Annotated in this window: 2 protein-coding genes and 1 pseudogene; all 3 read left to right on the top strand. The window is 60.0% G+C overall.

Annotated elements, in window-relative coordinates:
- Window positions 1-207 (top strand): annotated as a pseudogene (gene livM / locus AAAB16_RS17315) (high-affinity branched-chain amino acid ABC transporter permease LivM); the annotation flags it as partial.
- A complete protein-coding gene (livG, locus tag AAAB16_RS17310) occupies window positions 204-971 on the top strand; it encodes a high-affinity branched-chain amino acid ABC transporter ATP-binding protein LivG (protein ID WP_340664435.1) in 768 nt (255 codons plus the stop codon). The pseudogene livM and the gene livG, both read left to right, overlap by 4 nt.
- Before the next feature lie 3 nt (window positions 972-974).
- Window positions 975-1676, top strand: coding sequence for an ABC transporter ATP-binding protein (locus AAAB16_RS17305; protein WP_340664434.1), 702 nt, complete (start codon window positions 975-977; stop codon window positions 1674-1676).
- Window positions 1677-1762 lie beyond the last annotated feature (86 nt).

Genomic DNA, 1762 nt, shown 5'->3' with positions numbered 1-1762 from the left:
ATTCTCGCCATCGTCGTGCTCGGCGGCCTGGGTTCGCAGTTGGGGGTGATTCTGGCCGCCATCGTGATGATCCTGCTGCCGGAGCTGATGCGTAACTTCAGCGAGTACCGCATGTTGCTGTTCGGTGCCCTGATGGTGTTCATGATGATTTGGCGTCCGCAGGGCTTGCTGCCCATGCAGCGTCCGCACTTGGAGTTGAAGCAATGAGCCGCCCGATTCTTGAAGTAAGCGGCCTGTGCATGCGCTTCGGCGGCTTGTTGGCCGTTAACGGTGTGGGCCTGACCGTGCAGGAAAAACAGGTGGTGTCGATGATCGGCCCGAACGGCGCCGGCAAGACCACCGTGTTCAACTGCCTGACCGGTTTCTACAAACCGACTTCGGGCAGCATCCTGCTCGACGGCGAAGCCATTCAAGGCCTGGCCGGTCACCAGATCGCCCGCAAGGGCGTGGTGCGCACCTTCCAGAACGTGCGTCTGTTCAAGGACATGACCGCCATCGAAAACCTGTTGATTGCCCAGCACCGGCATATCAACACCAACTTCCTGGCTGGCTTGTTCAAGACCCCGGCGTTTCGCAAAAGCGAGCGCGACGCCATGGAGTTCGCCGCGCACTGGCTGGAAAAGGTCAACCTCACCGAGGTTGCCAACCGCCCCGCCGGCACCCTGGCCTATGGTCAGCAACGCCGCCTGGAAATCGCCCGCTGCATGATGACCCGCCCGCGCCTGCTGATGCTCGACGAGCCAGCGGCGGGTCTGAACCCGAACGAAACCGAAGACCTGAAACAACTGATCGGCGTGCTGCGCGATGAGTACAACGTCACCGTGCTGCTGATTGAGCACGACATGAAACTGGTCATGAGCATTTCTGACCATATCGTGGTGATCAACCAGGGCACACCTTTGGCCGACGGCACTCCGGAGCAGATTCGCGACAACCCGGACGTGATCAAAGCCTATTTGGGGGAGGCGTAACTCATGCTGTATTTCGATAACGTTTCCACCTTCTACGGCAAGATCCAGGCGCTGCATAACGTCAACGTGGAAGTGCAAAAAGGCGAGATCGTCACCCTGATCGGCGCCAACGGCGCGGGCAAATCGACCCTGCTGATGACCCTCTGCGGTTCGCCGCGTGCCGCCAGTGGCAGCATTCGCTATCAGGGCGAAGAGCTGGTGGGGCTGGAGTCCAGCGAGATCATGCGTAAAAGCATTGCGGTGGTGCCCGAAGGCCGCCGCATCTTTGCCCGCCTGACCGTGGAAGAGAACCTGGCCATGGGCGGTTTCTTTACCGACAAAGGCGATTTCCAGGAGCAACTGGACAAGGTTTTGCACCTGTTCCCGCGCCTGAAAGAACGCTACAACCAGCGTGGCGGCACCATGTCGGGTGGCGAACAGCAAATGCTCGCCATCGGCCGTGCGCTGATGAGCAAGCCGCAACTGCTGCTGCTCGACGAGCCGTCACTGGGCTTGGCGCCGATCATCATCCAGCAGATTTTTCAGATCATTGAACAGCTGCGTAAAGATGGTGTGACGGTGTTCCTGGTCGAGCAGAACGCCAACCAGGCGTTGAAGATTGCCGACCGCGCCTATGTGCTGGAAAACGGTCATGTGGTGATGCAAGGCACCGGTGAGGCGCTGCTCACCGACCCGAAAGTGCGTGATGCCTACCTCGGCGGCTAACACCTAGCGCCCTAAAAGCCCCGCCTGGCCTGTGCCTCGCGGGGCTTTTTTATGCCAGGTGAAACGTAGGGCGTGCTGCGCGCACC

Source organism: Pseudomonas sp. (assembly GCF_037994325.1).
GTDB lineage: Bacteria > Pseudomonadota > Gammaproteobacteria > Pseudomonadales > Pseudomonadaceae > Aquipseudomonas.
Note: the sequence above shows the minus strand (reverse complement) of the source record. Positions and strands in the feature narration are given on the sequence as shown.

Coding starts and splice junctions, on each gene's coding strand:
- livG (WP_340664435.1), top strand. CDS start 204: ATGAGCCGCCCGATTCTTGAAGTAAGCGGCCTGTGCATGCGCTTCGGC.
- AAAB16_RS17305 (WP_340664434.1), top strand. CDS start 975: ATGCTGTATTTCGATAACGTTTCCACCTTCTACGGCAAGATCCAGGCG.